Origin of the sequence: Dyadobacter flavalbus, from assembly GCF_006149045.1 — a bacterium.
In the GTDB taxonomy this organism is placed as follows: Bacteria; Bacteroidota; Bacteroidia; order Cytophagales; family Spirosomataceae; genus Dyadobacter; species Dyadobacter flavalbus.
The window spans coordinates 1-23901 of sequence record NZ_VBSN01000019.1 but is presented as its reverse complement, the minus strand read 5'-3'; the positions used below and the strand labels follow the sequence as shown (position 1 = coordinate 23901).

The 23901-nt window shown below is 44.3% G+C and carries 24 protein-coding genes; 10 read left to right on the top strand and 14 right to left on the bottom strand.

Annotation, left to right across the window (positions count from 1 at the left end; translation table 11 throughout):
• Positions 1-72: 72 nt before the first annotated feature.
• From FEM33_RS02805 to FEM33_RS02785, 5 genes are all read right to left on the bottom strand, one after another.
• A complete protein-coding gene (locus tag FEM33_RS02805) occupies positions 73-1461 on the bottom strand; it encodes a mandelate racemase/muconate lactonizing enzyme family protein (RefSeq protein WP_229214053.1) in 1389 nt (462 codons plus the stop codon).
• 84 nt (positions 1462-1545) lie between these two features.
• The gene (locus FEM33_RS02800) at positions 1546-2607 is read right to left on the bottom strand and encodes a dihydrodipicolinate synthase family protein (RefSeq protein ID WP_139010600.1); all 1062 of its coding nucleotides are present in this window, start codon (positions 2605-2607) and stop codon (positions 1546-1548) included.
• Positions 2608-2656: 49 nt separating this feature from the next.
• On the bottom strand, positions 2657-3673 hold the full coding sequence (locus FEM33_RS02795) for an NAD-dependent epimerase/dehydratase family protein (protein WP_139010599.1): 1017 nt from the start codon (positions 3671-3673) through the stop codon (positions 2657-2659).
• Complete coding sequence (locus FEM33_RS02790; RefSeq protein WP_229214052.1) at positions 3673-4905, bottom strand: Nramp family divalent metal transporter; 1233 nt, start codon at positions 4903-4905, stop codon at positions 3673-3675. Before FEM33_RS02790 ends, FEM33_RS02795 begins: the two co-directional genes overlap by 1 nt.
• Positions 4906-5089: 184 nt before the next feature.
• Positions 5090-6148 carry a LacI family DNA-binding transcriptional regulator gene (locus FEM33_RS02785; protein WP_139010598.1) on the bottom strand — a complete coding sequence of 353 codons (1059 nt, stop codon included), beginning with the start codon at positions 6146-6148 and terminating at the stop codon, positions 5090-5092.
• Between the two features lie 325 nt (positions 6149-6473).
• Here FEM33_RS02785 and FEM33_RS02780 point away from each other — a divergent pair, with 325 nt between their 5' ends.
• The 7 genes from FEM33_RS02780 (at position 6474) to FEM33_RS02750 (ending at position 15164) form a co-directional block, all read left to right on the top strand.
• Positions 6474-7205 carry a hypothetical protein gene (locus tag FEM33_RS02780; protein WP_139010597.1) on the top strand — a complete coding sequence of 244 codons (732 nt, stop codon included), beginning with the start codon at positions 6474-6476 and terminating at the stop codon, positions 7203-7205.
• Positions 7206-7483: 278 nt separating this feature from the next.
• On the top strand, positions 7484-8203 hold the full coding sequence (locus FEM33_RS02775; protein ID WP_139010596.1) for a hypothetical protein: 720 nt from the start codon (positions 7484-7486) through the stop codon (positions 8201-8203).
• A gap of 442 nt (positions 8204-8645) precedes the next feature.
• On the top strand, positions 8646-10004 hold the full coding sequence (locus FEM33_RS02770) for an MBL fold metallo-hydrolase (RefSeq protein ID WP_139010595.1): 1359 nt from the start codon (positions 8646-8648) through the stop codon (positions 10002-10004).
• Between the two features lie 432 nt (positions 10005-10436).
• Entirely contained in the window at positions 10437-11201 is a 765-nt protein-coding gene (locus FEM33_RS02765; RefSeq protein WP_139010594.1) for a hypothetical protein, read from the top strand.
• 190 nt (positions 11202-11391) lie between these two features.
• Positions 11392-11922 (top strand): (2Fe-2S)-binding protein, encoded by a 531-nt coding sequence (locus FEM33_RS02760; protein ID WP_139010593.1) that lies wholly within the window; start codon positions 11392-11394, stop codon positions 11920-11922.
• Positions 11915-12901: an FAD binding domain-containing protein gene (locus tag FEM33_RS02755; protein ID WP_139010592.1), complete on the top strand. Its 987-nt coding sequence runs from the start codon at positions 11915-11917 to the stop codon at positions 12899-12901. Before FEM33_RS02760 ends, FEM33_RS02755 begins: the two co-directional genes overlap by 8 nt.
• A 4-nt stretch (positions 12902-12905) precedes the next feature.
• Entirely contained in the window at positions 12906-15164 is a 2259-nt protein-coding gene (locus FEM33_RS02750) for a xanthine dehydrogenase family protein molybdopterin-binding subunit (protein WP_139010591.1), read from the top strand.
• A 125-nt stretch (positions 15165-15289) separates the two neighbouring features.
• On the opposite strand, the gene FEM33_RS02745 is transcribed toward FEM33_RS02750, so the two are convergent.
• The 3 genes from FEM33_RS02745 to FEM33_RS02735 form a co-directional block, all read right to left on the bottom strand.
• On the bottom strand, positions 15290-16066 hold the full coding sequence (locus FEM33_RS02745; protein WP_139010590.1) for an oxygenase MpaB family protein: 777 nt from the start codon (positions 16064-16066) through the stop codon (positions 15290-15292).
• A gap of 134 nt (positions 16067-16200) precedes the next feature.
• Positions 16201-16665 carry an NUDIX hydrolase gene (locus FEM33_RS02740; protein ID WP_139010589.1) on the bottom strand — a complete coding sequence of 155 codons (465 nt, stop codon included), beginning with the start codon at positions 16663-16665 and terminating at the stop codon, positions 16201-16203.
• An 83-nt stretch (positions 16666-16748) separates the two neighbouring features.
• Positions 16749-17159 (bottom strand): DoxX family protein, encoded by a 411-nt coding sequence (locus tag FEM33_RS02735; RefSeq protein ID WP_139010588.1) that lies wholly within the window; start codon positions 17157-17159, stop codon positions 16749-16751.
• Positions 17160-17480: 321 nt separating this feature from the next.
• Here FEM33_RS02735 and FEM33_RS02730 point away from each other — a divergent pair, with 321 nt between their 5' ends.
• From FEM33_RS02730 to FEM33_RS02720, 3 genes are all read left to right on the top strand, one after another.
• Positions 17481-18527 (top strand): sensor histidine kinase, encoded by a 1047-nt coding sequence (locus FEM33_RS02730; RefSeq protein WP_229214051.1) that lies wholly within the window; start codon positions 17481-17483, stop codon positions 18525-18527.
• Positions 18528-18678: 151 nt separating this feature from the next.
• On the top strand, positions 18679-19803 hold the full coding sequence (locus FEM33_RS02725; RefSeq protein ID WP_139010587.1) for a sensor histidine kinase: 1125 nt from the start codon (positions 18679-18681) through the stop codon (positions 19801-19803).
• The gene (locus FEM33_RS02720) at positions 19800-20564 is read left to right on the top strand and encodes a LytR/AlgR family response regulator transcription factor (RefSeq protein WP_139010586.1); all 765 of its coding nucleotides are present in this window, start codon (positions 19800-19802) and stop codon (positions 20562-20564) included. The genes FEM33_RS02725 and FEM33_RS02720 overlap by 4 nt, the downstream gene beginning before the upstream one ends.
• Before the next feature lie 7 nt (positions 20565-20571).
• Here the strand turns inward: FEM33_RS02720 and FEM33_RS02715 are convergent, their stop codons facing one another.
• The 6 genes from FEM33_RS02715 to FEM33_RS02690 form a co-directional block, all read right to left on the bottom strand.
• On the bottom strand, positions 20572-21504 hold the full coding sequence (locus tag FEM33_RS02715) for an aldo/keto reductase (protein WP_139010585.1): 933 nt from the start codon (positions 21502-21504) through the stop codon (positions 20572-20574).
• 132 nt (positions 21505-21636) lie between these two features.
• Positions 21637-22068 carry a hypothetical protein gene (locus tag FEM33_RS02710; RefSeq protein WP_139010584.1) on the bottom strand — a complete coding sequence of 144 codons (432 nt, stop codon included), beginning with the start codon at positions 22066-22068 and terminating at the stop codon, positions 21637-21639.
• A 113-nt stretch (positions 22069-22181) separates the two neighbouring features.
• Complete coding sequence (locus FEM33_RS02705) at positions 22182-22562, bottom strand: hypothetical protein (RefSeq protein WP_229214050.1); 381 nt, start codon at positions 22560-22562, stop codon at positions 22182-22184.
• 152 nt (positions 22563-22714) lie between these two features.
• Positions 22715-23032 carry a hypothetical protein gene (locus FEM33_RS02700; RefSeq protein WP_139010583.1) on the bottom strand — a complete coding sequence of 106 codons (318 nt, stop codon included), beginning with the start codon at positions 23030-23032 and terminating at the stop codon, positions 22715-22717.
• 180 nt (positions 23033-23212) lie between these two features.
• The gene (locus tag FEM33_RS02695) at positions 23213-23560 is read right to left on the bottom strand and encodes a hypothetical protein (protein ID WP_139010582.1); all 348 of its coding nucleotides are present in this window, start codon (positions 23558-23560) and stop codon (positions 23213-23215) included.
• Positions 23561-23777: 217 nt separating this feature from the next.
• Positions 23778-23901, bottom strand: a 124-nt coding sequence (locus tag FEM33_RS02690) for a RagB/SusD family nutrient uptake outer membrane protein (RefSeq protein WP_139010581.1), incomplete at its 5' end; no start/stop codon positions are given.

Below are 23901 nucleotides of genomic sequence, written 5' to 3'. Positions count from 1 at the left end.
ATTGCGACAACTAAAGGGGTCAATCGGGACATTCATTTTTACACTTTTTCTCGGGTGCAAAGCAGCCTTTTTTTATTCTTTCGGTATAAACAAATCATCATAATGCGCGGAAGGGAGCAGGATACCGCCGCTTTGTGCATAAAATGTTTCATCCGTTATGTAAACGCCTTTTTGCGTAAGCGCCCAGCTTCCGTTTGATCCCGGATGATACGACATCAGTTTATCCCAGTTTTTGTAATACTGATGGCCGTTGGTTTCCTGCAGGCCGACTGACATGCCCGGAAACGGCTGCAAGCGGGCAGCCACGTTTTTGTTCCAGTCAACAAGTATCGGATTGACCGTCAGGTCCGCACAAAAGCAGGGTACTTTTTTCTCGTAGGCAAGCTGCGTGATTTTCATGGTCATGCTGAGCGTTTTTGCAATGGCTTTCACCGCGATGGCCGAATAGCCGAGTTCAATCCGGTGTGCGGCGTCTTCAACGGTATGTGCACTTTCGTCGGCTGCAATGCGGACGCCCAGATCGCCGACGAAGGTTTCATTGCTTTCTTCAAAAGGTTCTTCAATGACGGCAATTTGTTCGAGTGCGCCTATTTTACGCGCATGATCCAGAAAGCGCAGCAGCATTTCCTTTTTCTCGTACCGGCCGTTTGCATCAAAGTAGTAAGGAATTTTGCCGTTTCTGGTATAAGGCGTTTCAAAATGGCCGATTGCCTTGTGCACCGCTGTCAGAAAAGCAATATCTTTCTCGATCATTTCCTGCTGTGTTCCGGCAGAACCGGTTTTCAGTTTCATGATAAAATAACCCTCTTCCGCAGCCTGCCTGATCCGTTCTGCAGAAGTCCCGACGCTGAAAGCGGGTATGCTGGCGACTTTTTCATGGCGGTACGATAACCCGGGCTTGTATTGGGCGGGAACGAGATCGTCAAACTGCTTTATATTGTTTTCCCTTGCATACAAGATCCACGCTGCATTATCGACACAAACCAAAGCATTGAGCGCAAATGTCTTTCTGAGATCCGGGTTGCGCGTGATCTTTCTGCCGTAATCCAGCACTTCGGGCAGCAGATCTTCCATCAGCTGCACGGGATCTGTAAACGACTGCCCTTTGATCATCTGAAGCGCTCGTTCACTCATTGCATACATCAGCGCATTTCCTGCACTTTCCGAATGGGCGGCAAAAACACTGGAATCAGACCAAAGCACGCCTTGCGTAGCCAGTCCGGTTGCTTTTATTCCCGAGTCGGATTCGAGCATGGCCACGGCCTGCCAGCTGTCTGTAATCGCGCTGCCCTTGAAACGGTAAGGATGCAGCGGCTCTCGTTCGAAATTGGAACTTACATTTTTGATCCGGATGTTTTTCACAGGTTTTGCCATGTTAATGTCCGCACGGGTTTCATCAAAACCCATTGCCCCGGCAGCAGCCAGCAAGCCGGCCCGGCTTACAAATTCTCTTCTGGACATGTTTTCAGTTTTACCCATATGATTACGGCAGGCTGTGAATGCGGTTTGTATTATTTCATCAATCCAGAAACAGCCTGATGTAAATTAGGATATTTTTATTTCTTTTTCAAGAAAAGCATGGACAAAATCATCATCGATCAGATGCGGATATGCCTCGATAACCCTTGTAATTTCCTCATATTGTCCGAGCGAAAGATTTTCTTCCGGGTTCAGCGTCCATATTCCTTTCATCAATCCCTGCCGCCGGAGCACTTCGTGGACGCCGGTAATGCAGCCGTGAAAGTGATGTGCCGGATCAAAAATGGCCGCATTCATATCAGTAACGGCGATGTTCAGCGCAAGCATGTTTTCCGCATCCGTATAATTTCCATTTACACAGCTTTTTACACTTTCCAGCAGTTCAACGGCTTTTTCAGTCCATACAGCCCAATGTCCGAGCAGTCCGCCGACAAATCTTTTCTCAACCGTTTTCCCGCTGATTTCAAAACGGTATGGCGTCAGCAGGTCTGCAATTATGTTATCGTCATTTCCCGTATAAAGCGCTATTTCACTGTTCCTTGAAGAATGGCAAACGGCACGCACTACATCCAGCGTCTGATAACGGTTGAACGCGGCAATTTTGATCGCGTACACATTCGGGATTTCTGCAAACTGCTGCCAGAAACCATAACTGAAAATCCTTCCGCCAATGGCTGCCTGAAGATAAAAGCCGAAAACCGGAATAACTTCAGAAACTGCTCTGACATGCTCAATAATTTCTGCCTCGGACTGCGTTTTGAATGCGGCCATGCTGACAAGCCCCAGATCGTAGCCGTACTTCACGGCAATTTCTGCTTCGTTTAAAGCCTGTTTTGTCAGACCGCAAATGCCGGCTACTTTAATAAACGGGCTGTTCAGATTGCCTTTTTCAATTTCGTCTACGGTAATTTCCAGTACTTTCTCATAAAGGTTTACTTCCGGGTCGCGTATTTCAAACTGCGTGGTATGCACGCCGATGGCGATCCCTCCTGCCCCGCTGGCCATGTAATACCTTGTCAAGCCTCTTTGTTTGTGCTCATCCAGCGTAAGGTCTTGTTTCAATGCGAGCGGATGCGCCGGAATAACCGTTCCGTCAAACAGCAGTTTCCGGATTTCCTGATGGAGCATTATCATAAGTTTTTATTTCAAGAGTTCGCTTCTGATTTTTTTGGATTTTTTAAAACTGGCCCTGACGTTCCTGAAAATGCGTAGGCTTGTTAATCGTTTTTCCTCCTTCCAGAAGCCATTGTGCCGTAATTTCGATCATCTGTTTCAAAGTCGTACGCGGATAGCCGAACAGGCGGAACGATTCGGCCGCATTGCTCAGCAAAGCCGTAGGCTGTTCCTCGTTCACAAACTCCGGAACGATATTGAATATACGTCCAAATTCCTGTGCAAGCCAGCGCAGCGGAACCGTTTCCGGTCCGGTCACATTCAGCAGCTTTGAAGGCGACGCACAATGCAGCAAGGAACGGATCGCCATTTCGTTGGCATCGCCCTGCCAGATGACATTCACATGCCCTGTTTTGAGATCAACCGGTTTTCCGTTCAGAACAGATTTGGCTACTTCCAGCAATACGCCGTATTTGAAATCAATCGCATAGTTCAGCCGGTAAATCAGCAGCGGCGTGCCATGAATGGACGAGAAATACTGAAACATTCTTTCTCTTCCCAGACACGACTGCCCGTACTCGCCGACCGGATCAGTCCGGAGTTCTTCCGTAGCGCCACCCGACAAAACAGGTGTAAACGGATAAACATTTCCTGTCGAATAAACGACAATTCTGGAATGACGGAATTTTTCGGCAACCCGGCCGGGCAAATACGTGTTCATCGCCCACGTATAGGGCTCATTGCCTGAAGTCCCGAATTTGGTCCCCGCAAGATAAAGCACATTCCCGATTTCAGGCAGTGCCTGCAGTTGCGCATCGTCCAGCATATCGGCTGTAATGGTTTCTATTCCAGCTGCGTTCAGTTCATCGGACAGTCCGGCTTCGCTGAAACGCGATACGCCGATCACCCGTTTGTCAAGGCCGGCACGGTCGATTGCCTGCTTTGCCAGACGCGCAATGCTCGGCCCGATTTTGCCTCCGGCACCCAGAATCAGGATATCGCCCTGGATGGATTTCATATCTTCCACAAGCGCGTCGGAAGGGCTCAGCCATTTTTCTTCCAGAGATGTTAAAGCCGTCATTATTTGAAAAGCGGATTGTTGAAAAATAATTCTTTGCTGTTGATTACAGCGAGTGCAAAAATGATCACGAGCCCAAGTCCGGCGGCTGCTTTTACAAACGGGCTGTTGACCTTATCGCCCATGATCTTTCTGTCATTTGCCACCATATACATGGCCGTACCAATAAACGGGACCACAAAAATGGTGACGCTCTGCGCAAAAACGATGAGTTCCAGCGGCAGCTTGCCAAAACGGATGGCCACAGCCGCTCCGATCACCATGACCAAAGCCACCAGATACCGGACAGTTACCGAAGAGAAATTGCTTCCCAGGCCCAGCGCGTCGCCAAGCAGCGTTCCGCCAACGGAGGCATTGCCGATCACAGATGAAAATGCTGCGCCAAACAACCCGATCAGAAAAAACGCCGAGGCATTGCTGCCGAAAATCGGTTCCAGTGCCCTCGCCATGTCCGTTGCCGAATTTACCGGAATGCCTTTGGGGTTCAGTATGGCAGCGGCGCAGACAATGACGACAAAACACATGACGCCCAGCAGGATAATTCCGGTATGACTGTCGTTCTTTGTATTTTTCAGTTCAGGATTGCTCCTGATCCGTTCCTGGATAAGGTACGACTGGTACAATGCGCCCACAATGGAAAAACAGGATGCGGTGAATGCAATGATCAGTCCCGTGGAACCCTCCGGAACAGACGGCGTTACAAGCCCTTTTGCCATTTGGCCTACGTCCGGCCTTGCGTAAAAAAAGGTGATGATAAAACAGAACAGCATGACAACGATCAGGAAAATCATTGTTTTTTCAAGCAAAGGATAAAATTTCCGGTAAAACAGCATGGCAATGGCCAGCAAGTTGAATAGGACGATCCAGGGAACGGGCGACATATGAAAAAGCTCGCCCGCCGCAATCCCGACACCAATGGAATTTCCGGCCTGAAACGAGGTCGCCACCAGAAACACGCCGATCCCCATTGCAACAGATGCCGGATTTCCCCATTTCAGCCTGACGGACGCGAGCAGCGTCTGATCGGTTGCAGCGCCGATGCGCGTGGACATGGCCGTAAAAACAGCCATAAAAAAAATGGCAACGACAACAAGCCACAGCAACGAATAACCATAAACGGCGCCCATCTTTGAAGTAATGGTCAGCTTGCTGGGCCCGAAAACCAATGCAGCGGTAATCATCCCCGGCCCGAGTGCACCAAGCCAGCGGAGGGTTCTGGTTTTTACGTTTTCCAAAATGATAATAAGGGTTTAGGAATAATATGGTTCAGAAACGTTGCGCAAAATACGTGCACGTGCCCGAAATGTAAATATAGAATATATATTCAGGTTTTATAAAAATTATATCCATAAAATTCTGCTATCCGTTTTTAAAATGCTGCCGCTGTTCTAGCCTCAGAACAATGATCCGCATTCTTTTTCAGTTTTGATAAAATTCAAAGTTTTCCTTTGTGATTATATCAATCGGCATGTAATGCGGGTTTGGGACAGCTGAATTCATAACAAGAGTCTGATACAACGCCATAATTCCCCTGTAACCCTGATCTTCCGGCCGGTGACAAATTAGAAAGTCGATGACGTTATTTTCAAGATAAGCGACATTTTCTTTCAGAAAATCGTAACCGATCAGCGAAACATCCGTACGATGACTGTTTTTCAGGAAAGAAGCAACGGTATGCACGCGGGAATTGGTTACAAAAGCAGCGCCGATATCCTTGTTAAGGTGAAAAACATAAGTCAGATGCCTTGCAACGGACTGATAATCTGTTTCACGAATATCAATTCTTACAATTTTATTAGGCTGTTGCCGGTCATTGAAGTAAGCACGGAAACCTTCTTCGATTTCCTGATAATTGTAATTTTCAATTTCCTTCGAAATATTGATAAACAATACTTTTTTGTTGCTTCCAAGCCTGTACGTGAGGAGTTTGGCACCGGTATAACCACTTTTGTAAAGATGCGGGCCTATGTATGCGAGACTCTGCAGATCCGGAATATCGGAATCTATAAAAACAAACGGGATTTTGCGCTTTGCACATTGCGCCGCCAGTCGGGAAGTTTCTTCAATAAAAGACGGAGCAACAAGAATCCCGTGAACATCCAGCTGCAGCAGCTGATTTATATTTTCCTGAAATGCGTTTTTGTCGTTGATATCAAAGAAAAAATACTTCATCTGAACACCGTACTGCTTTATTTCCGATTCGGCACGACGGATTCCGTTCAGCGGTGCCGACCAGAAATCGGTTTCTTCGGAAACGCCGGGAAGGAGAACGGCGAGTGAAATTATTTTTCTGGAAGCAAGCCTGCTCGCCAGGATATTGGGCTGGTAATCCAGCTCTTTGATAATTTCATTGATCCGCGTTCGGGTCTTTTCAGAAACGCCCGTCCTGTTGTGCAGCACACGGTCGACAGTAGCCGTGGACACATTGGCACGCCGCGCAATTTCCTTGACGCCGTAAGAAGTATGCTCTTTTTCCATTCAGGATTGAGTTTTGAGCCAGCAGAATCCGTTGCGTTGGTTGAGGAATCCATTCCCGATTTGCAGTAAGCAGCTCTTTGAAAAATTAAGTATGACCGGCAAATATAAGTTCTTGCCAGTAAAAACCGGCAAGGGCCTTTATTTACTGATTTAAGATACAAAGATCAGCAATAACCCGTATTTGAAGACCGGAATGCAGGCTTTTACCGGGTTGTAATTCCCTCTTTTCACCGTCTGCTATAACCCTCTTTGCTGCAACCGTGCTTTTCGCAAGCTTTGCCACCGAAAATTATTTTATCACTTAAAAAAACTGTTTTTATTAAAAATGGTAAAAATTACAAAAAGCCTCTCATTTGTGGCCAGTGCGGCATGTCTTTCCACAATGCTTTTTATGAGCAGCTGCTCGAAGGAAGATGCAGTGACGCCTTCGAAGGAAATGGCTGTTACAAATGAAAGCTCGAATTTAAAGATAAATCCGAATGGAAGAGGAAATGGACTTAGTTCTATTTATGTTGCTTCTACCAATGGTCCAACTTGCATAGGTTGTGCACCAATTGGCTGGTCTCTTAAAATTCCGTCGAGAGATGCAACTTCTAGCTTAATAGCATATGCAGGAAGTCCTTTGAAGAATTGGGTTCTGCCTTTAGATGCACCTCAGGCTGGTTCTGCCGGATCTATTATCACTGTTGTAAATGATGCCGTATATACTGGTGAAGCATTTACATCTATCCATAACTTAGAGAAGGGCAAAAAGTATAAACTTACATTCATTGTTTCTACTACTAGCCTAAATGAAGTCGGTGGTTCAAGTCCATATGCGGAGAAAGCTACGGTTTCATTAAAATATTATCCGCCACATGAAAACTACCCATCAGTTATTAAAAAGACAGTTGATTTTACCAACAAAAAAGCACAATGGGTTACTGAAAGTATAGAATTTGTAGCAGAAGACACACAGTACAGTCTTTCATTTCAGGGATCCTCAGCCAAGGGAGAAACCAGACTAACATATGCTAACATTCATGTTGGATCGAATGCAGTTGAAGTTCTAAATTGAAGCCGGAACAGGTTCATTTTGCAGCAAAGGCCGTCAAACAAACGGCCTTTACTTATTTACAAGCCACCCATACTTCACAATCCAATAAAGCATCCGATAACACAAAAATTGGCAGAACTTTACACATTTTATCCGCTGTTCCCCGGGTTTTGACAACCTTTTTACCGCCTGCTCATCCAGACCTGCCGCCTGCTCTAACCTTTTTGCTGATACTGTAATTCATGCAAGTTTTGCCACTGAAAATTTATTTTATCACGTACAAAACCTGTTTTATTACAATGGTACAAATTACAAAAAGCCTCTCTTTCATGGCCAGTGCAGCATGTCTTTCCACCATGCTTTTCATGAGCAGCTGCTCCAAAGAAGATGCAGTAACGCCTTCGCCGGAAGCGACGATTGCATCTGTACAAGGTGTAAACTTGCGAGAGTATAATCCACTAATATCAGTACAAAAGATTCATCCTACAATTGGACAACTTGGCTTGGGATCCTTGCCTTCAGGGTATACATTGACTGGCAGTAATATGACAGCAGGACTTTCAAACGCTACCTATTTATTTGGAAACTCTGCACAACCTTGGATCCCAGCAACTAACAGTTTACCAGATCTACTAGGACAAAATGGGACTTTTTTAACATTAGGCGCAACTAAGGACAACTTGTCAGGTGTACATGTTAAGATAAAAAATATATTTGAAGGTAAAACCTACAAGTTCACTTACTATGTATCTACTATGGCTGTCAAATATTCCTCCGGACCCGGACAAACGCCATATGCCTCTTCTTTTATTTTTTCTTATATAGCCCCGGTATCAGGAAATAATTATTCGCTTTCTCTTGCTGGCAAAGAAAATCAGTGGATTGCTAATAGCATTGAATTAAATGGAAACAGTTCGACGATCGGAGATCTTGTCATAAAATTGCTCGGAAAAAATTCGAATGCTACCTCATACGGAAATATTTTCATTCCTGTAAATGCTATCCAAGAAGTAAAATAAGAAAATCTTATTAGGTTCACTTTGCAGCAAAGGCCATCCTTTGGATGGCTTTTCTATTTACAAGCCACCCATACTTTACAATCCAACAAGGCATATGAGAATACAAAAATTGGCAGAACTTTACACATTTTCTTCGCTATTCCCTGGGTTTTAACAACCTTTTTACCGCCTGCTCATCCAGACCTGCCGCCTGCTATAACCTTTTTGCTGCCACAGTGCTTTTTGCAAGCTTTGCCACCGGAAATTTAGTTTATCACTTACAAAAACTGTTTTTATTAAAATGGTAAGAATTACAAAAAGCCTCTCTTTGATGGCCAGTGTAGTATGTCTTTCCATCATGCTTTTCACGAACAGCTGCGGTTAAGGTAATAAATTAAATTAAAAAATAAAGTAACGCAGCATAATGACAATGAGCTCATAAAGCCAGGGGAATAAAAAATATATGAAAGTAACACATCTTAACTCGGCAACAGAAATTATCACTGTAAACGGTATAAAAATATTAACAGATCCATGGCTAGATGATGGTATTTATTATGGTTCCTGGTATATATATCCACCATATAACCAAAGTCATACTTTGTTAGAAGATATAGATTACGTTTATATCAGTCATATTCATCCTGACCATTTTTGTGAAAAATCAATGAAACGCCTAAGCAAAAATGTTAAAATACTTATCCATAATTATGAAGATAAATCGCTGAGAAGAAAGATTGAAATGCTGGGTTTTTCTTCAATAATTGAACTAAATAACAACGAACGAATACTTTTAGAAAATCAAGTTTATATAAATATCTTCGCTGCCGATAATTGTAATCCTGAAATTTGCGGCAAAGCATTTGGTTGTTTTTTTCCGTCGGCTACACTAGGAAAAACTAATCAGATAGACTCTATGTGTGTTATTGATAATGAAAAGTATGTACTGGTAAATACAAATGATTGTCCATATCCTATCGCCTATGAAGCATTAACTAGGATTGTGCAGCAATATCCTCAAATTGATTTCCTATTAGTTGGATATGCCGGGGCTTCGCTGTATCCGTATGCTATGTCTGATTATTCAGAAACTGAAATGTTTACAGCCCAACAGCAAACTAAACAAAGAGGATTAAACATGGCAACAAAAATTATCAATAAAATCAACCCCCGATTTTTTATGCCTTTTGCTGGTACGTACGTTCTTGGTGGGGCAAATTGGAAGTTAAACAAATACTCTCCTATTCCGGAACTTGAAAATGCTGCAAACTATTTCAAACAGGAGCTTAGTACCAATGGACAGAATTGTCAGCCAGTTTTGTTAAATAGTGGAGAAACTTTTGACCTCACGACTGAAACTCAAACCAACGATTATATTCCATCAAACAGTAAGGATAAATGGCAATATATACAGAACGAATTATCATCTAAGAAGTACACTTTTGATGACGATATGGAGGTGAGCTTAGATGATATAATGTTGCTAATACCTGATGCAATTAAAAGATTTCATTATAAGAGAAATGCCGTCAATTTTCAAACACAAACAACCATTTTAATTAATTTACCCGAGAATAAATTACTAAAAATTTGTTGTTCAGGAAACAACAGTGGCTTTGATATAATACAAAAATCTCTTGCAAACTGGATAGAGCCTTTTATTTATTTTGATATTAATTTCAAACTACTGCATAGAATATTGAAGGGACCTAAGTACGCTCATTGGAATAATGTTGAAATTGGAGCTTTACTTAAAATGATCAGAAAACCGGATAAGTACGAAATGGGTATACATATGATGTTATGTTATTTACATGTCTAAATCGGAGTTTGCGACGCTGTTATTGTACTATGAATTTCACTCCAAACCCCAAGTTTTTTTTCAAATGCTATATCATAAGGAAACATATTCATTCCTGAGAATGCTATTCAAGAAGTAAAATAAGAAAATCTTGTTAGGTTCACTTTGCAGCAAAGGCCATCCTTTGGATGGCTTTTCCTATTTACAAGCCACCCATACTTTACAATCCAACAAGGCATATGAGAATACAATAAGTGACTAAACTTTACAATTTCAACCGCTTTTCTCATGGTTTTAACAACCTTTTTACCGCCTGCTCATCCAGACCTGCCGCCTGCTATAACCTTTTTGCTGATACTGTAATTCATGCAAGTTTTGCCATCGAAAATTAATTCAATCACTTACAAAACTCATTTTATTATTATGGTACAAATTACAAAAAGCCTCTCTTTCATGGCCAGTGCAGCATGTCTTTCCACAATGCTTTTCATGAGCAGCTGCTCGAATGAAGATGCAGTTGCGCCGTCACCAGCGGCGACTGTTACAAATGACGGTTCAAATTTGAAGACAAATCTTATTGGAAGTGGGTATGGAATCTCTCCTAACATTTTTTCAACAAATGTAACAGCGGGCTTTCATGTTTATCCAACCAATTGGGTGTGGCATCCTGTTGACAGTGGGCCTGCTACAATCTCATTAGAGGAACAGAAAAAACGAGCACCAATGGGTGTTTCTACACTGGATTATGTTTGGGGAAACCCGTCCTTGCCTTGGATTAAAAAACTTGGGCCAACAAGTAGCCCAGGAAATATTTTAACTATTACAACCCAAAAAGGTTTTGAAAAAGGTTATACTGCAGCAAGTGCTACAACTAAAATCAGGCACTTAATACCAGGCAAAAAGTATTCAATTACATTTCAAGTAGCTACAACCATTAGAAATACTCCTCAAGGTATTACCCAATATGCTCCCGGAGTTTCTTTTAACCTGAGTAATGTACAAAATGGTAATGACGGATATATAGAAAATACATCCATTGACTTAACTGGAAAGCCTGCAGAATGGGTTACAAAAACCGTTATTTTTCAGGCAGATAAGGAAGAAGTTAATGCTGAATTTACCTTTTCATTTTATTCGGATTATGTGGAAAATAATAATAAATTTTATCATTATGCCCACATATTTGTTGGCGAAAATGCCGTGAAAGAAATTAACTAAACTAAATTCTTTAAAGTTAGATTCATTTTGCAGCAAAGGCCGTCCAAAAGATGGCCTTTGCTTATTTACAAGCCACCCCTACTCCGCAAGTACAACTTGTTCATAAACGTATAACAGGGAATAGTTTTTTAAGTACCTGTAAGAAACGGGCATTCGGGATTGCCGGTCAACAACTATTCATTCCAAAATTATGAAACAAGAAACTTCCACGCTGGAAACAGACGATCCTTTCAGCGATACGCTGCCTGCCTATACGCTGGTCAATTTGCGCATCAACGGTCAAACTCATAAACTCAGATTGCAACCCTGGGTTAGTCTGCTGGACGCCATCAGAGAATACGTCGGACTAACCGGCACCAAAAAAGGCTGTGATCACGGTCAATGCGGCGCATGTACGGTGCTGGTCGATGGAAAACGCATCAACTCCTGCCTCACACTCGCCATTATGAAAGACGGAGCGGAAATCACGACGATTGAAGGACTGGCCGACGGCGAGGCAAATCACCCTTTACAAGATGCATTTATTGAACACGATGCTTTTCAGTGCGGCTACTGCACACCGGGACAAATCTGCTCGGCGATCGGCATGTTTAATGAAGGCCGGGCGCATACGCTGGAAGATGTAAAGGAATTCATGAGCGGAAACATATGCCGCTGCGGTGCTTACACGAACATCAATGCGGCTATTATGGAAGTTAAATCAAAGCTGGAAAATGAATAGTTTTTCATATAACAAGGTCACCGAAGTTGCAGAAGCTGTAGCCGACCTTACAGGCCATGCCAACGCCCGGTTCATTGCAGGCGGAACCAATCTGCTGGATCTAATGAAGGAAAATGTCGCCAGACCGGATCATCTGACGGATATAAACAAACTGGCTCTTACAGCAATAGAAGAAACCGAAGACGGCGGACTCAGCCTGGGTGCGCTCGCCACCAATGCGGACACTGCATGGAACGAACTGGTAGAACGAAAATATCCGCTGCTTTCACAGGCCATTCTTGCGGGCGCTTCGCCGCAGTTGCGGAACATGGCGACCAACGGCGGAAACCTTTTTCAGAGAACGCGCTGCTATTATTTTTATGATACGGCCACGGCCTGTAACAAAAGGGAGCCGGGTTCCGGCTGCTCGGCCATCAACGGGATCAACCGCATTCATGCGATCCTGGGTACCAGCGAGCATTGCATTGCCACGCATCCTTCCGACATGTGCGTGGCGCTTGCCGCACTGGACGCCAAAGTGAATGTAACCGGACCGTATGGAGACCGCGTTATCGAATTCAGAGATTTTCACCGCTTGCCCGGAGATACGCCGCATCTCGATAACAACGTTCAGGATGGCGAACTGGTCACTTCCATTGAACTTCCACCGAGCAATTTCACACAGCATTTCCATTATCTTAAGGTTCGGGAAAGACAATCGTATGCATTTGCACTGGTTTCGGTTGCAGCAGCACTTGAACTGGATGGAAATACGATCAAAGACATTCGGCTGGCGTTGGGTGGCGTTGCTCACAAGCCTTGGCGGGACTGTTCCTGCGAAGAAGCGTTTATCGGACAGGAGGCAACGGAAGCAAATTTCAGGGCATTGGCGGAAATGATTCTTGCAGACGCAAAGGGTTACGGAAGCAATACATTCAAAATAGAGCTGGCAAAAAGAGCAATTGTACGGGCATTTTCAGAAGCCCTTAAAAATAACTAAAAGCATGACAACGAAATACATAGGAAAGCCAGCCAGCCGTGTGGACGGACTGGAAAAAGTAACCGGAAAAGCAAGATACTCCGCTGATTTCAAAGTGGAAGGACTGACCTACGGCTTTATTGTTTCCAGTTCGATTGCCAAAGGAAAAATAACCGGCATTGACAGTTCCCGCGCGCTTGCACTGGACGGTGTTCTTCAGGTTTTCACGCATGAAAACGTCCGGAATCTGCCGTGGTTCAAACTGAGATATACGGATCTGGATGCGCCATCGGGCACCCCTTTCCGGCCATTTTATGATAATACGATCCGTTTCAGTATGCAGCCCGTTGCGCTCGTGATTGCCGAAACTTTTGAACTTGCCCGTTATGCTTCCTCGCTGATTAAAGTTGATTACGAAGAAGAAACGCATACATCCAGTTTATACCAGAATATTTCTAAATCCTTTAAAGCGCCAAAAGGTAAAATCGGCTACGTGCCTCCGAAATCGAGGGGAAATGCGGATGCAGCTTACGAAGATGCCGCCTTTAAAATACAGGCCGAATACAAGCATTCCGCAGAACATCATAATCCGATGGAGCTGTTTTCTACAACCGCGATCTGGGACAATGAAAAACTAACCGTTTACGATAAAACACAGGGTGTCAGCAATTGCCAGTTTTATATCGGCAATGTTTTCGGACTGGCTTACAAGGATGTCAGGATTATTTCGCCTTATGTCGGCGGCGCATTCGGTTCCGGTTTGCGTCCTCAGCATCAGCTCTTTATGGCTGTTCTGGCAGCGCTGGAACTGAAAAGGCCGGTTAAAGTCGGGCTGACGCGCCAGCAGATGTTTTCATTCGGTCACCGGCCGGCTACTTTGCAGAAACTGGCTTTGAGCGCTTCGCCGGAAGGAACACTGGAATCCGTTCGTCACGAAGCCTATTCGGAAACTTCGCAGTTTGAAAACTATACCGAAGTGATTGTAAACTGGTCGGCAACGATGTATGCCTGCGAAAATGTGGAACTGAAATACGAGCTTGTAAAACTGGACACGTTTACGCCGCTGGACATGCGGGCGCCCGGTGCCGTAACAGGCGTACATGCGATGGAAAGCGCCATGGACGAGCTGGCTTATACGCTTAAAATGGACCCGCTGATTTTCCGGCTGAAAAATTATACCGATGAAGATCAGGTGAATGAAAAACCGTTTTCCAGCAAGGAACTTGTGGCCTGTTACCGCGAAGGCGCGGAGAAATTCGGCTGGGCCGCACGAAATGTGGAGCCGCGGTCCATGCGTGACGGGAAAAATCTGGTGGGTTGGGGTGTCGCCACAGCAGCTTGGGATGCGAATCAGATGCCGTCAAGAGCAAAAGCATTGTTGTCCATTGACGGCAAGCTGGTTGTAAGCAGCGGAACTTCGGATATCGGCACGGGAACTTACACCATTATGACGCAGATCGCTGCCGAAATTCTGGGAATTGCCATTGAGAATGTTACTTTCAAGCTGGGCGATACGAACCTTCCGCTTGCGCCGCTTGAAGGTGGATCGTGGACGGCAGCGTCTGTGGGCTCTGCGGTAAAAACCGTATGTGAAGATGTGAGAAAGATTTTGCTCAAACATGCTGTCAAAACAAAGGCTTCTCCGTTCTACAATTACGATCCGAATAAACTTCAGATAGATTCCGGAGAAATTTTTGATCCGAATGACAGTTCAAAAGGAATTTCTGTAACGGAAATCATGCGGCTGGCGGGTGTGAACAGCATTGAAGAAACTTCCACAAGTGGCCCTAATCCGCTCGTAGGCAGAAAATACACCATGAATTCGCATGCGGCTGTTTTCGCCGAGGTAAAAGTAGACGAAGATCTTGGAACTGTTGATGTTACACGTGTTGTCTGCGCTGTGGCAGCCGGCAAAATCCTGAATCCCAAAACAGCCCGAAGCCAGATTCTGGGTGGCGTTGTATGGGGCATCAGCAAAGCGCTGGAAGAAGAATCCAAACTGGATCATCAGTACGGGCGTTTTATGAACCATAATCTTTCGGAATATCACGTGCCGGTCAACAAGGACATTAACGACATTGAGGTGATTTTTGTGGAAGAAAAAGATGACATCGTAAACCCGCTTGGCGTCAAAGGCGTGGGCGAAATCGGGATTATTGGTGTGGCGGGCGCCATTGCCAATGCGGTTTTTCATGCAACCGGCGTAAGAGTTCGTAACCTTCCGATCACAATGGACAAGGTGTTACAGATTGCCGAAGACGACAGGAATCAGGTTGCTGTTTAGCTGAGCTAACAAGCCATTGCAAAACCTGAATACAAGCCGATTTTAATTTGATTTTCCAGGCTTTAAATTAAAATAACCTGAAAATAAAAACCGGCTTGTATTATTTGAGTTCTGCAATGGCTTTTTTATTGCGTATGGTACTGTTTAATGGAATCAAGATCGGTAACCTGCGCTTTGTATGCTTTCGGAAGAATGGCATTCCGGAGCATTTTTTCAAAACCTAAAAACCTTGTCAGTTTATACAGCGCCAGAACAGGTTTCAGCAAAGAAATTTTACCCAGTGACAGCAAATGGTTTACCCGCTGCGGAACGACCATAACTTGTACTTCTCTCAGCATGTAATACCGGATCGCGCCGAGATGTTTTTTGTATTGTTTGTATAAATCTTTCGTAAAATCACTTTTCAGTAAGTCTTGCTGCAAATGCTCGTTCCGCATACTATTCCATGCCGTAAAGTTGTCCGGCAAACCGCGGATCTGCATTCTTGATCCGACCTGATAAAAAGTCTGGAATATGTCTTCCTTTTCAGAATCAGTCAGCTTCCGTTCCAGAACTTCATACGAGCGAATGGAGTAATCGATCAGCATGAACAATACATCGCGGTAAGCCCAGTCCGGAATCTGCGATCCGCGCTGGTTTTCAACATCGCGATGAATAGCCGTTATTTTGTCAATCGCATGCAAGGCGTCATGATACTCGGAAAACACGATCAGTCTGGCGTACGCGACGGTTGAAAACAGTCTTCCCAACGGATCTGCCGGAAGCCGACCGGTAAAATATAGCCAGTCTACGGCCTTGTTCAGCGCAAATTCGGCAGAAGCACCCGCAAAAATAAAAAGTATGGAATCCGCTTTGCCCCAGATTTCCCTTACAATCGAACCTTGATTTACAAAATATTTCACCTGACCATTTTTTGCCTATCAACGAACATTACACGCAAAGGATTACCTTCGAACAGCTTTAAATTACATACCGGGCTAAAATCCTGTTTTGAGCTGAAACCGTTTGATCAATCTGCCTGAATCAAAAAACGGAATTATCGATTGCTGAGCAGCAAACTTTCCAGCTCATCGATAAACGCAGCCTGCCGTTCATTGATCTTGGTCCGGGCCGCATCCAGCCCGAACCATTCTGCGCGGTCCACTTCGGGATACGTTTTGAAATTCTGGGAACCGGGCGGCCAGTTCAACACAAATGTGTTGCTGACGACTGCATCTGCATCCAAATTTCCTTCCACCGCCCAGGCCTGAATGACCTTTCCGCCTTTTTGCCTGACGGGTTGGAGCGGAATAAAATTTCCGCTTACATCAAACCCGGTCTCTTCCCTGAATTCCCGTTTGGCAGCTTCCAGCGGCTCTTCTTCCGGAGTATATTCGCCTTTCGGAATGGACCAGCTTCCAAGGTCTTTCTTTATGAAAAACGGCCCGCCGGGATGTACGAGCAATACTTCGGTTTCTTTGGCTATTCTGTACAACAGTATTCCTGCACTTTGCCTGGCCATAATCCTTTGCCGGTTTAGAATGTGAATCGCTTCAAGATACGCACATAAACCGGATGTGCCGAAACCGTTTTGCTTTCAGAGGCTCAATCTTTCCGGAACGGGATCAATGAACGCAGTTTTTCATCACGGAGATAAAGTCCGGCCCACACAAGTATGCCGAAAACAAGCGCAAAATACAGCGACTGGCCCGCGCGTACCATAATGGCGATGGCGCCGCCCAGATATCCGGTGAGTAAAATGGCCCCGAGAATGGCCGTGCGCGGAATCAAATAAAGAACGGTACTCACAAGCAGGGCAATGCCTATGGCCTGCACCGATTCTGCCGGCCAGCCCAGCTGAACAGAACCCTCTATAGAACGCGGATCTTCAAGTACTTTCATACCTGCATCCAACAACAGGAAAAGTATGCATAATCCGCTGATGATTTTCCCGGCAAGATGCACTTTGTTAAGCGGTTTTTTGGTCAAAGCCGGCTGTGAAATACTGGTTTCCATAATGCGTTTGGTTTAAGGATGAGCGTTCGATTACATTTCAAATTTAAGACCAATATGCCAGGCGGATGACGTGCAAAATGGGCAATTTAAGGGGGTAATTGCGACATATAACCATTACCGGATTTCAGGACCGAAGCCGGGCCTTTCCTTTGATGATCAAACCCGGGGCGGTTTGCAGCAGGTATATTTTACAATTCGCCATGCATTATACACATTTCAGACTGCGATTTCTCCACATCGCGCAAAATCAATCAGTAAGAAAAACACAGTGCTTATTTTTAGTTGTACCAACTGCATTTTCTATTCGATCTGTCCTGTTCTATGAGGCCAACGTTTTTTTCAAGATACGAATGGTGGTATCATCTTGCCATGATGCCGGTACTGTTTGCTGTTGGAAATCATTACTTCATCGGAGCGGAATATTTCAGGGATATCAAAATATTCCTGATTGCAACGGCGCTGGTCTTTGTGCTTTACTGGTTTTCCGTTGTAATGCTGACGCTGGCGATCAGATGGATTATCGCAAAATTTCCTGATGTAAAGCACACCCGAAAACGCCTGATTGTCATGCTTGTTGTTGTAGGCGGCATGACGGTTTTTCTGGCCGCATTTGATGTCTGGGCATACAGCATTACGCCGGGCCTGCATGTGCAGTTCAGCTGGGAAGCATTATGGCCGATCCTGATACTGGGCGGCTTTTTTGATCTGTTTTTCTGCGCGGCACTCGGACTTTTTTACACCTTCGAAAAATGGAAACAAAACCAGACAGAAACCGAGAAACTGGAACGGCTTGCATTGCAGCATCAGTTCAATATGCTCAAAGGACATGTTAACCCGCATTTTCTTTTTAACAGCCTCAACACGCTTTCCTCGCTGATCAGTGAAGACCCGGAAAATGCAGAAGCTTTTGTAGAAGATCTTTCCAAAATTTACCGTTACATGCTGCAGGCCGCAAAATCCGAGCTGGTTATGCTGCGTTCGGAACTGGACTTTTTGACCGTTTATACCCGCTTGCTGAAAACCCGTTACGGCGAAAGTCTGAAGATCGTATTTCCGGCAGATTATTCCGGTCCTGATTTCCAGATTCCGCCGCTTACTCTTCAGACTTTGGTTGACAATGCGGTCAGGTACAACAGGATGAGCTTATCCAAACCGCTTGAAATAGGAATTGAAATAAATGCAAGTTCAGAAATTGTCGTCCGGAACAGCCTTCAGAAGAAAACACGCATACTGGAAACGCATCCGTCCGGTTTATCAAACCTGATTGAAAAATACAGGCTTGTGAGCAGCAAATCGGTTCACGTGGAAGAAACCGAAGGGTACTTTACCGTTACGCTGCCGCTGCTTAAGGAAAGAACTTTTTCCTGATTTCAGATCTGAAAATGCGCTGTTTACAGTTCAGGCTATATTTTCGGCAATTGAGACAGGTTGTAATCGGAGGATTTCAACAGGCCTTTTAAATTTGTCATATTCAGTTTGAACAATACAATAAAACACACCGGAATCTGGAATCGGCCGTATGACAAAATCATTTCTTTATGCTTCTTTTGAAAAACCCAGCTTAAACGGCCGCTGGTCTTATATTCTGACCATGCCCGTGTTTCTGCTTTTTTTCAGTTATCTTCTTGTCGGCGGCACGTATTTCAGCAACCTGAAAACTTTCATCGGTGCCACTGCACTGAACGGACTGATCCTTACTACAACCTTTTTTATCCAGCATCACATATCCGAAATCATAACAAAGCGCTATGCCGGACTTCATCTTACTTTGAAAAGGGTCAGCATTTCGATTCTTACACATGCTTTTCTTTCTGCCGTTTTCCTGCTGATCATAGCCGGGATTTACGTTAAATACCGTTTTTTCGGCTCAGCAATTACATACGGCATTCTTCTCAATATTTACCTCATCAACATGGGCGCCATTATTCTGGTGACCGGCATCCGGGAAACTTTTTATTCGCTTGATCACTGGAAACATCATGAAGTAAACAAGGAAAGACTGCGCAAGGAAAATGTGCAGGGACAATTGCAAAGTCTGAAGGCTCAGGTCAGTCCGCATTTTTTGTTCAACAGCCTTAATTCTTTGTCCACCCTGATTTCCGAAGAACCTGAAAAAGCCGAACAGTTTGTGGAACAAATGGCCAAAGTATACCGCTATCTTCTTCAGACCAATCAGACTTCAGAAACAGAAGGAAGTTCTGACGAACTGACTACGCTTGAAAACGAACTGGTCTTTATCGAATCGTATTATCATTTGTTAAAAACAAGGTATGGCGAAGGAATGCATCTTTCGATCGATACGGATGAAAATTTCAGATTTTACAGGCTGCCGCCGCTGACCCTGCAGCTTCTGGTCGAAAATGCAGTCAAACATAATGTAATACGCGCAAGCCGGCCATTGACCGTACACATTGAAACCATGGCAGGCGGATTACTGCGCGTCCGGAATAATTTACAGAAAAAATCCGTTTCCAGTGCTTTGGACAAGATGGAATCCACCCAGATCGGGTTATCGAACATTCAGGCCAAATACCTTTTGCTGAGTGAAAGCAATCCGGGGATTTCCGAACCGGTTATCGAGAACGGCCCCGAACATTTTACAGTCATATTACCCCTCATACCCCATATTACAGCCACTATATGAATGCATTGATTGTTGAAGACGAGGAGTTGTCGGTCCGCAGATTACGAAAATTACTGAACGAAGTGGCTCCGTTACTTTCTGTTGCCGGCGTTACCGACAAATGGCTTGAAAACAACCGGGCAGCCAGCAATCCGGACCCGGACCTGATCTTTCTGGATATAGAACTTTCTGACGGGCAAAGTTTTGAAATCTTCAACAGAACCCGGATTCTCAGTACGGTTGTATTTACAACATCATACGACGAATATGCACTTCAGGCATTCAAGGTAAACAGCATTGATTATTTGTTAAAACCTGTTCACCGCGACGACCTGCAGCGCAGTCTTCTCAAATATGAAAAGCTTAAAACGCAGGCTGTTCCGGATCCGGCTGAGGGTATCAGAAAGTTACTGGAAGAACTGCAGAAAACCGTTACGCCGAACTACAGACACCGTTTTCTGGTCAAACAGGGCCAAAAGCTGCTTTCTGTGGAAGTGAGCGAAATCGCCTATTTTTTTCTTGACGACCGTTACAGTTTTTTCATCACGCATCACAATCAGAAACTGCTTGTGGATTACAGCATTGACGAACTGGAAGAAATGCTTGATCCCGACCGGTTTTTCCGTGTCAACCGCGGAATGATTGTAACCCACCATGCTGTGGACAAAATGGACCCTTATTTCGGAAGCCGCCTGTCATTGCTGTTAAAGCCGGCTTTCGGGAAAGAAGCAATTGTCAGCCGCGAAAAAGTAGCGGATTTCAAGCAATGGATGGGTAAATAGTCGGTTATTATGCCCGGTCCAGCCATTCCAGCATTTTTTTCCTGCCGTTTTCATCTGGCAGCTTTCCCAGACCTGCACCAAGGTTATCCGTTAAATGCTTTACATCGGAAGTACCCGGAATCACGCAGGTTACTGCCTGATTGCTCAATATGTATTTCAGGAAATACTGCGCCCAACTGTTGATATCGTACTCTTTTGCCCAGTCGGGAAGCTGCTTTCCTTTTACCGCACGGAATAATCCGCCCTGATCAAACGGCTCATTGATAATGACCGCCACGCCGCTATCCTTTGCTGCACTTAGCAGGCTTTTTTCAGCATTCCGGGAACGGATGGAATAATTGAACTGCACAAAATCAATTCCTGCTGTTTTTACAATCTGTTCAAGTCTGGAATGTGCAGAATCCGTGTAGTGTGTTACGCCGATATACCTTATTTTACCTTCTTCTTTCCAGTCTTTCAGTGTTTTGAGGTGCGTTTGCCAATCCTGCAGGTTGTGCACCTGCATCAGATCCATTTTCTTACGTCCCATTTTGCGCATGGAATCATTCATCTGCGTAATGCCTTCCTGCTTTCCGGTTGTCCAGACTTTGGTAGCCATGAAAAAACGGTCGTTTAACTTAAGTTCGGTGCTCAGATCACCGATCACCTGTTCCGACCTTCCGTACATCGGCGAAGAATCAATCATTTTACCGCCCAGTTTCTCCATTTCCTGCAGTACTGCTTTCAGCGGTGTTCTTTCAGCCGCATTGGTTCCTACGTCAAATTGCTGCCAGGAACCGAGCCCGACAGCCGGAATTTTTTCATTCGTTGATGGAATCGATTTTTGTAGTATCATTTTTTCATTGGTTTCAGCAACGGACATAACCGGCCGCAGCAATGCCGCGCCGCCAAGCATTCCAATACTTTTCAAAACTTCCCGTCTGGACTCATTATGCTTCATTATTCCTGATATGAATGATCAAAAGGTTTTATTCAGCCAAATTACACAAGAATGGTCAAGTAAACGGCTAAAAAATAAAAAAGGAGCCGGACATAACGCCCGGCTCCCCGAATATGAACCTTAAATTAACTTTTACTTCTTTTCAATGCTCAGACTTACTTGGTAATCGTCCAGTTTCGGAGACTGCGTTGTTACCGGATACGGAAGCACTTTGCTAACCTTTAATTCGTAAGCCTGTCCGTTAAGGGTGAAAGTCTGGCTGCCTCCTTTGCGGTCACCGCTGAAACTTACTTTTACATCCGTCTGGCTTTGGGCATCCGATACGAGAAATTTCATTTGCACGCTTCCCATCGTTATGCAAGCGGCATTGGCAGGACAACGGCTATCAGCAATTTCCTGAAGATCCACTTTCAGCTCTGCATCGGAAGCCGGCACAGTTGTCAGTTGCCGGTAAGGAACAATGCTTGTCTTTACTGATTCTGTCTGCGGATTAACGTTTTGCTTCTTCTCATCGCAAGCCATTACAGCAACCCAGATCAGAGAAAATAAGATAACTTTTTTCATGGTATATGATTTATTAAGATTTACCAAAAGAAACCTAAATCATATTAAAGGTTGGAATACTTTTAAAAATTTCACTAAAACCATTTCACACCTGACATTTCACACAAATCATTTTACTCCATCGCAAACGGCAGCTCGTACTCTCTCGTAATCGGTTTCGAGCTTCTTGTTTTGACAATTACTTTTGCTTTAAGCGGGTCGCCGAGTACCAGATAATGCTTTGTATACCGGTCATCGTAATAAATCCAGGATTTATCTTCAATCAGATATTCAGTTAGTCCCTGCTTACCGGCTTTATAAGCCCATTGCGCCACGATATTAGGCTCAAAGGTAATTACATATCCCATACACCTGACCTGAATTCCGGGAACACCGCTGTTTCCAAGCTCGGTTCCCGCTTCCACCGTCACGTTAATGGAAGAATTGTCTTCCAGATCTTTAACCAGCCATTCGTCCAGTACCGTAGTTACATTTGCCATGAATATGATTTGCATTTTACAGCATTCAAGTTAAGCCGGTTTGACAGCATTATAATTCAGCAACTTTCCTTAGGCAGGTATGGAATATCAAACGGTAGATGCAAGGTATCTGTAAAGCAAAACAGCCGGACTTTATCCGGCTGTTTTCAAAATAAGATATGGAAATATTAACCTACATTATTTCCTTCTTTGTCCAGTTTCACCCGTGCGCTTTCACTTCCTTTAGCAACCTGAAGTTCATAATATTGCTTGTTATTTTCTTCGGTCACCAGAAAAGCCTTTTTGACGGTCCAGCCGGTAAATTCATCGCTTTTGATTGTTTTCTTGATTCCTTCCGGCAGGTTTTCCGGTTTTACCGGTACCTTGTCTTCTTTCACTGTTATTGAAACAGCAGTTTTACCATTATTCATCAATGGTGCAGAAGCCTGAACCGAGGCGAAAGAGATAAGTGTGAAGGCCATCGCCGATACTATTAGCTTTTTCATAATCCGTATTCTTTTAGTAAATGTTAAAACCTTTGCTTTAATGCTTTTACTATCAACACGATTATGCCAGAATATACAAATTACTGAAATTCAGGTAATTACAATATAAAATCCCAAAAAAGCATGATCATTAAATCCCCGGTTTGTGGAAACTATCCATAAAAACGCATCAGGATTCATTCAGTTCAGTACATTTCCGCTGGCATCCACTTTCATGCGTGTCCGCTCATCTGCTCTGCGAACGACAAGCTCGTAATACTGCGAATTGTCTTCATTTGTAACCAGAAAAGCTTCAATGATCGTCCATCCCGCATAGGATTTATCGTTGAGTGTATTCCGGACTTTTTCGGGCAGATCTTCGACATTCACTTCCACCCTTCCCTGAAATGCATGGTTTGAATTCCGTGTTATGGAAGTACTGGAAGTCGTAGTTTTATGCTTTTTTAAAATGGCCTCGGAATGTACCGGAAAACTCATGCATGCAATCAGGAACAAACCGGCCACCTTTATAATCGGGTTCTTTTTCATTGGATTACCGTTTAAACAGTTTTAGTAAACAAGGACTTGAATGCGTTGTAACAATGTGCTTTGCACGCCGTTTACAGGTTTTAAGCTACTGAATTTACATTATCCAAAAGCATGCCGCAATGCATATTCCCATTCCGTATTTCCGGATTGATCCTGAACAAAACAAGCCGTTCCTGAGTCAGGAACGGCTTGTTTTGTAATTATACTGTGATACTAACTATTTATCGTAACCGGGATTTTGCACGAGCTGTGCATTTCGGTTGATCTCGTCACGGCTGAACGGACGGAAGTACATCTTGTCGATCCAGGTCCGGTTCTCATGTGCTTTCTCCTCTACCGGC

Excerpts from the sequence above, each read along its gene's own strand:
- FEM33_RS02805 (WP_229214053.1), bottom strand. The coding sequence starts at position 1,461 with ATGTCCAGAAGAGAATTTGTAAGCCGGGCCGGCTTGCTGGCTGCTGCC.
- FEM33_RS02800 (WP_139010600.1), bottom strand. The coding sequence starts at position 2,607 with ATGCTCCATCAGGAAATCCGGAAACTGCTGTTTGACGGAACGGTTATT.
- FEM33_RS02795 (WP_139010599.1), bottom strand. The coding sequence starts at position 3,673 with ATGACGGCTTTAACATCTCTGGAAGAAAAATGGCTGAGCCCTTCCGAC.
- FEM33_RS02785 (WP_139010598.1), bottom strand. The coding sequence starts at position 6,148 with ATGGAAAAAGAGCATACTTCTTACGGCGTCAAGGAAATTGCGCGGCGT.
- FEM33_RS02780 (WP_139010597.1), top strand. The coding sequence starts at position 6,474 with ATGGTAAAAATTACAAAAAGCCTCTCATTTGTGGCCAGTGCGGCATGT.
- FEM33_RS02775 (WP_139010596.1), top strand. The coding sequence starts at position 7,484 with ATGGTACAAATTACAAAAAGCCTCTCTTTCATGGCCAGTGCAGCATGT.
- FEM33_RS02770 (WP_139010595.1), top strand. The coding sequence starts at position 8,646 with ATGAAAGTAACACATCTTAACTCGGCAACAGAAATTATCACTGTAAAC.
- FEM33_RS02765 (WP_139010594.1), top strand. The coding sequence starts at position 10,437 with ATGGCCAGTGCAGCATGTCTTTCCACAATGCTTTTCATGAGCAGCTGC.
- FEM33_RS02760 (WP_139010593.1), top strand. The coding sequence starts at position 11,392 with ATGAAACAAGAAACTTCCACGCTGGAAACAGACGATCCTTTCAGCGAT.
- FEM33_RS02755 (WP_139010592.1), top strand. The coding sequence starts at position 11,915 with ATGAATAGTTTTTCATATAACAAGGTCACCGAAGTTGCAGAAGCTGTA.
- FEM33_RS02750 (WP_139010591.1), top strand. The coding sequence starts at position 12,906 with ATGACAACGAAATACATAGGAAAGCCAGCCAGCCGTGTGGACGGACTG.
- FEM33_RS02740 (WP_139010589.1), bottom strand. The coding sequence starts at position 16,665 with ATGGCCAGGCAAAGTGCAGGAATACTGTTGTACAGAATAGCCAAAGAA.
- FEM33_RS02735 (WP_139010588.1), bottom strand. The coding sequence starts at position 17,159 with ATGGAAACCAGTATTTCACAGCCGGCTTTGACCAAAAAACCGCTTAAC.
- FEM33_RS02730 (WP_229214051.1), top strand. The coding sequence starts at position 17,481 with ATGAGGCCAACGTTTTTTTCAAGATACGAATGGTGGTATCATCTTGCC.
- FEM33_RS02725 (WP_139010587.1), top strand. The coding sequence starts at position 18,679 with ATGACAAAATCATTTCTTTATGCTTCTTTTGAAAAACCCAGCTTAAAC.
- FEM33_RS02720 (WP_139010586.1), top strand. The coding sequence starts at position 19,800 with ATGAATGCATTGATTGTTGAAGACGAGGAGTTGTCGGTCCGCAGATTA.
- FEM33_RS02715 (WP_139010585.1), bottom strand. The coding sequence starts at position 21,504 with ATGAAGCATAATGAGTCCAGACGGGAAGTTTTGAAAAGTATTGGAATG.
- FEM33_RS02710 (WP_139010584.1), bottom strand. The coding sequence starts at position 22,068 with ATGAAAAAAGTTATCTTATTTTCTCTGATCTGGGTTGCTGTAATGGCT.
- FEM33_RS02705 (WP_229214050.1), bottom strand. The coding sequence starts at position 22,562 with ATGCAAATCATATTCATGGCAAATGTAACTACGGTACTGGACGAATGG.
- FEM33_RS02700 (WP_139010583.1), bottom strand. The coding sequence starts at position 23,032 with ATGAAAAAGCTAATAGTATCGGCGATGGCCTTCACACTTATCTCTTTC.
- FEM33_RS02695 (WP_139010582.1), bottom strand. The coding sequence starts at position 23,560 with ATGAAAAAGAACCCGATTATAAAGGTGGCCGGTTTGTTCCTGATTGCA.